Source organism: Mesorhizobium sp. M4B.F.Ca.ET.017.02.2.1 (assembly GCF_003998955.1).
Classification (GTDB): domain Bacteria; phylum Pseudomonadota; class Alphaproteobacteria; order Rhizobiales; family Rhizobiaceae; genus Mesorhizobium; species Mesorhizobium abyssinicae.
The window spans coordinates 1-1,923 of sequence record NZ_RZOF01000581.1; the positions used below are offsets into that span (position 1 = coordinate 1).

The 1,923-nt window shown below is 61.0% G+C and carries 2 protein-coding genes and 1 pseudogene; all 3 read left to right on the plus strand.

The features are described 5' to 3' along the window. Positions 1 to 308: pseudogene (locus EN738_RS33980) on the plus strand (carbohydrate ABC transporter substrate-binding protein); the annotation flags it as partial. A 59-nt stretch (positions 309 to 367) separates the two neighbouring features. Further along, complete coding sequence (locus tag EN738_RS33985) at positions 368 to 892, plus strand: hypothetical protein (protein ID WP_127287333.1); 525 nt, start codon at positions 368 to 370, stop codon at positions 890 to 892. A gap of 11 nt (positions 893 to 903) precedes the next feature. Continuing rightward, positions 904 to 1,923: glycerol kinase GlpK (gene glpK, locus EN738_RS33990; protein ID WP_127287334.1), on the plus strand; the 1,020-nt coding region annotated here is incomplete at its 3' end.

Sequence of the window (1,923 nt, forward strand, 5' to 3'; positions counted from 1 at the left end):
TGCCTGACTATCCAAAGCTGGCTCAGCTCTGGTGGCAGGCGATCGGCGATGCCTCGTCCGGCGCCAAGAGCGCGCAGGAAGCCATGGACTCGCTCTGCGCCGAGCAGGAAAAGGTCATGAGCCGCATCGAGAAGTCGGGCGTCCAGGGCGATATCGGCCCGAAGATGGCCGAAGAGCATGACCTCGAGTTCTGGAACAAGGACGCCGTCTCGAAGGGCAATCTCGCTCCGCAGTTGAAGATCGAGAACGAGAAGGAAAAGCCGATCACCATCAACTACGACGAACTGGTGAAGAGCTGGCAGAAGTAAAATACTGCAACTACAGTTTGCCGGGGCATCGTGCCCCGGCAAACGCCTAGGAGCGGCCGGTGATCTACTCGCTTTTTCGGCGTACTGAACGCTGGGCTCCAGCCACAACCGGTGAGCATGGCGAGCCTCTCTTCACTCCGGAATTCGCCCTCGAACTGACGAGGTTGCACCTTTCAGGCCTTGGAGATGAAAGCGGAGCCGCGAGCGAAGCCTCCCCGGATCGACTGAAGCAAGTCCTGCAGAGCCCGGAGTTGCGGCTGGCCTATGAACTCGTCCCAGAGATCATTGCGGAATATTCGCTGCGAAAGCTCTCCGCTCCCAAGGCGTTTGACTACGTGCTGAGCGACCGGCATGGCCGGGCCTATGCCTTCAATGTCGCACGGCACCCGGTTGTCAGACCCGTCCATGACGCTCTGGCGCGCCAATTGCTGCCTGCGTTCACTGTGGAAACTGTCGGAAAAGCCTCCAGCTACGCCGCCACCGTTTCCAGTGCATTGAACGCGGGGCAGCAACTGGAAAATCTGTCCGTATGCGTTGCCCCGATTGGGCTGGGCCTTCACCGAGACAAGCTTGAAATCAAATAGGGTTGCCGAACTTGACCAAACACATTCTCGCCATCGACCAGGGCACCACATCGACCAGGGCGATCCTGTTCGACGGTGAGATGAAGGTAGCCGGAAGTGCTCAGCAGGAATTCACACAGCACTATCCGGCGTCCGGCTGGGTCGAGCACGATCCCGAGGAGATCTGGTCCAGCGTTGTCACCACAATCAGAGGCGCGCTGACGAGCGCCGGTCGTGACCCCTCGGATGTCGCCGCGATCGGCATCACCAACCAGCGCGAGACCGTCGTCATCTGGGACAGAGCGACCGGCGAGCCGATCCACAACGCGATCGTCTGGCAGGACAGGCGCACGGCGCCAATCTGCCAAAAGCTCAAGAAGCAAGGGCTGGAAAAGACGTTCACGAAAAAGACCGGCCTGCTGCTCGATCCCTATTTCTCCGGCACCAAGATCGCCTGGATGCTGGACAAAGTGAAAGGCGCAAGGAAGCGTGCCGAGAAGGGCGAGCTGCTCGCCGGCACCATCGACAGTTTTCTCATCTGGCGGCTGACCGGCGGTCAGGTACATGCCACCGACGCCACCAATGCCTCGCGCACGCTGGTCTACAACATCGAGAAGAATGTGTGGGACGACGAGCTGCTGTCGATCCTGCGCATCCCGGCCGCGCTGCTGCCCGAAGTGAAGGACTGCGCCGATGACTATGGCGTGACCGAGAAGGGCCTGTTCGGCGCCGAAATAAGAATCCTCGGCGTCGCCGGCGACCAGCACGCGGCGACCATCGGCCAGGCCTGTTTCGAGCCCGGCATGATGAAATCGACCTACGGCACCGGCTGCTTCGCGCTGCTCAACACCGGCGCCGATCTGGTGCGCTCGAAGAACCGGCTGCTCACCACAATCGCCTACCGGCTGAACGGCAAGACCACTTATGCGCTGGAAGGCTCGATCTTCATCGCCGGCGCCGCCGTGCAATGGCTGCGCGACGGCATCAAGGTGATCGGCAAGGCCGAGCAGAGCGGCAAACTGGCAGCTGAGTCTCGTCCGGCTCAACAAGTC